Below are 2,496 nucleotides of genomic sequence, written 5' to 3'. Positions count from 1 at the left end.
CATGTGGTGTCATCGGCCCAGCCGGCCCTGTCTGCGCAACCCGCTCAATCAGCCCAGTCTGACAGGCCTGACAGTCCCGACCGCCCCCATGGGTTTGTGGTCAACGCCTCCACCATGCCGGAGATTTTCACTGCCGAAGACCAACAGCGACTGCGCAGAGCCCGGTCGGCGCAACGCCAGGCTCAGGTGTTCACGGCTCTCGCCATCGTCTGTGCCATCGTCGGCTGCGCGATCATCGGATATCCATACGCGCTGCAATTCATCGACCATCAACGCCAGGCGCGACTCGCGGCTCAGGTGGTCAACCAAGTGGACGGGTGGCCATACCCGAAAGCCAAGGAGGCCCTTGCGGCTGCGCGGGCGTATAACAAGCAGCTCGCCGAAGGCGGACAGGGTGATATCGGCGAGGAAACAGACCCTTTCACCACGAATGCCGGGCAGTCCACCACCAATGATGACAACGATTCCGCCTCAGCCAGGGACGCCACTTACATGAGCCTGCTCAACGCATCCAACGACGGGATCATGGGGTCGATCGTCATACCGCAGATTTCAGTTGACCTGCCGATTTACCACGGTACGAGTGCCAGTGCTCTCGCCCGCGGATCCGGCCATCTGTACGGCACGTCGCTGCCCGTCGGCGGCAAGAACACGCACGCCGTGCTCACCGGACACCGCGGCATGGTCAACGCGCTCATGTTCACGCGCATCGACGAGCTCAAAGAGGGCGACGACTTTTACATCAAGGTGATGGGGGAGACGCTTGCCTACCAGATAGATTCCATTACGGTGATTCTGCCGACTGAAGGCAGCAAGTATCTGCGGATTGTCCCGGGCGAGGACCGAGTGACGCTCATGACCTGCACGCCGTACGGTGTGAATACGCACAGGTTGCTGGTGTCCGGCCATCGCGTGCGGATGCCGGTTCCGGCGCCATACCCGCAGGATGCGCGCGGGGACGCCCGTTTGCTCGGCGTTATCATCACCGCAGCTGCCGTAGTGATCACACTCATCGGCTGGACGGTGCTGCATCGCCGGTTCCGCTGGATGCTCATGCGCCACGCCGCCGACCGCCACGGCTTCTGATGCGACACGCCGGTGGCTAGCAAGTCCGCATCGTCGCGTATACTAACCACTCGTAAACCACAGACCGTTGGTGTGACCGCAAGGTCGCCGAAATTGGTTCGCCAAGCCATCGCAGGTTGAACAGAAAGCCGCTAAAGCGGCGAGTGTGCTCTGCCTGTGTGCAGGGCTTTTTTATTGCCCGGTTTGGTGGGTCGGTTCCGAACGTCAACGGTTGACTTAGGAAGGAACGCCATGAAGAGGCCCGAAAAGGAAGCGGTGATCGCCGAGCTTACGGACAAATTCCGTAACGCCGACGCGATTTACCTGACCGAGTACCGCGGGCTTACCGTTCCGCAGATCTCTGAGCTGCGCGAAAAGCTAGGCCGCGATACTTCCTACGCTGTGGCTAAGAACACGCTGGCTCGCATCGCCGCAAAGGAAGCCGGTATCGAGGGGCTCGATGAGCTGCTCGCCGGCCCGACCGCCATCACCTTCGTGAATGGCGACGCCATTGCCGGTGCGAAGGTCCTGCGTGACTTCGCCAAGAAGAACAAGGCTCTTATCGTCAAGGGCGGTTTCTACGACGGAACCGTGTACGACGCCGAGGGCGCAAAGCAGCTGGCAGACCTCAAGTCTCGTCCGGAACTGCTTTCCGAGATGGCCGGCGCAATCAAGGGCACCATGTCCAAGGCTGCGTACCTGTTCACCGCACTGCCGACCAAGGCCGTGCGCACCATCGACGCTCTGCGCGAGAAGCAGGAAAAGGCTGCCTGATTTCGCGCGGGCTCGCCCGTTACGATATCGGTATCTCAAAAACAAGAAAACATGTAGGCCGCGGGACACCAACCCAAAACCAACCCGCTGCCATGATTGAAAGGAAGCCATTATGGCTAAGCTCAGCAATGAAGAGCTCCTGGATGCGTTCAAGGAAATGACCCTCGTCGAGCTCTCTGAGTTCGTGAAGGCCTTCGAGGATGAGTTCGACGTCAAGGCTGCCGCTCCGGCCGCCGCTGTCGTCGCTGCCGCTCCGGCTGCTGGCGATTCCGCTGAGGAAGAGAAGACCGAGTTCGACGTCGTCCTGACCTCCGCTGGCGACAAGAAGATCCAGGTCATCAAGGCTGTCAAGGCCATCACCAACCTCGGCCTGGCTGACGCCAAGAAGCTCGTGGACGAGGCTCCGAAGCCGGTTCTCGAGAAGGCCAAGAAGGAAGACGCCGAGAAGGCCAAGAAGCAGCTCGAAGAGGCTGGCGCTACCGTCGAGCTCAAGTAATGATCGCGGCTTGAGCCGCACCATTTCGCTTGAGGTTTTTGAGCGTAACGACCCCGTATCGTCCATTGGGCGGTCGGGGTCGTTCTTGTTGTGTCTGGGGTGTTGCATCCGGCGGAATCGTATCCGGCGGAATCACCCCGAGCGGCCCCACTCACCCCTCA

3 protein-coding genes are annotated in these 2,496 nt (G+C 60.6%); all 3 read left to right on the top strand.

Annotated features, from left to right (window positions below; translation table 11 throughout):
- Positions 1 to 1,086 (top strand): class C sortase (locus ACI38B_RS01690; protein WP_439729251.1); only part of this gene is annotated, 1,086 nt, incomplete at its 5' end.
- Between the two features lie 231 nt (positions 1,087 to 1,317).
- Positions 1,318 to 1,839 carry a 50S ribosomal protein L10 gene (gene rplJ / locus ACI38B_RS01685; RefSeq protein ID WP_439729250.1) on the top strand — a complete coding sequence of 174 codons (522 nt, stop codon included), beginning with the start codon at positions 1,318 to 1,320 and terminating at the stop codon, positions 1,837 to 1,839.
- A 112-nt stretch (positions 1,840 to 1,951) separates the two neighbouring features.
- The gene (gene rplL, locus ACI38B_RS01680; RefSeq protein ID WP_015451001.1) at positions 1,952 to 2,335 is read left to right on the top strand and encodes a 50S ribosomal protein L7/L12; all 384 of its coding nucleotides are present in this window, start codon (positions 1,952 to 1,954) and stop codon (positions 2,333 to 2,335) included.
- Positions 2,336 to 2,496 lie beyond the last annotated feature (161 nt).

Origin of the sequence: Bifidobacterium sp. (assembly GCF_051876855.1) — a bacterium.
Taxonomy (GTDB): Bacteria; Actinomycetota; Actinomycetes; order Actinomycetales; family Bifidobacteriaceae; genus Bifidobacterium.
Note: the sequence above shows the minus strand (reverse complement) of the source record. Positions and strands in the feature narration are given on the sequence as shown.